This is a genomic window from Rhodococcus sp. HNM0569 (assembly GCF_012726205.1).
Taxonomy (GTDB): Bacteria; Actinomycetota; Actinomycetes; order Mycobacteriales; family Mycobacteriaceae; genus Rhodococcus_F.
Window position 1 is genome coordinate 1 of the sequence record NZ_JAASAE010000042.1, and the last position, 495, is coordinate 495.

General features: G+C 67.5%; 1 protein-coding gene. It reads left to right on the forward strand.

All coding sequences use genetic code 11. The features are described 5' to 3' along the window. Window positions 1–495, forward strand: a 495-nt coding sequence (locus tag HCA44_RS20710) for a DUF4185 domain-containing protein (RefSeq protein WP_169651216.1), incomplete at both ends; no start/stop codon positions are given.

The window sequence follows — 495 nt, forward strand, 5'->3', positions numbered from 1 at the left end:
CGCGCGCGAACACGCCGGGTGTCGACGTGCCCGGACTGCCCGCGGTGGCGGCAGGCAACGAGAACTTCCAGCAGAGCGCGTTCGTGCACGGCGCCGACGGCTGGCTGTACGAATTCGGCACGCCTTCGGGGCGATTCGGGCCCGCGCGGCTCGCGCGCGTGCAGGGTGCCGACATCGACAACCTGGCCGCGTACGAGTACTGGAACGGCTCGACGTGGGAGCCCGACATCTCGGCCGCCGCGGACGTCATCCCCGGTTCGGTGAGCGAACTGTCGGTGCAGTGGAACAGCTACCTGAACAAGTTCGTGGCGATGTACACCGATCCGGTCAAGGGCCTCGTGATCCGGCAGGCCGAACAGCTCGAAGGACCGTGGAGCGGTACCGAGACGATCCTCAGCTCGGTGCTGCTGCCGTCGCTCTACGGCGGTTTCATGCACCCCTGGTCGGACGGCCGCTACCTGAACTTCGTGCTCACGACGTGGGACCGGTACAACG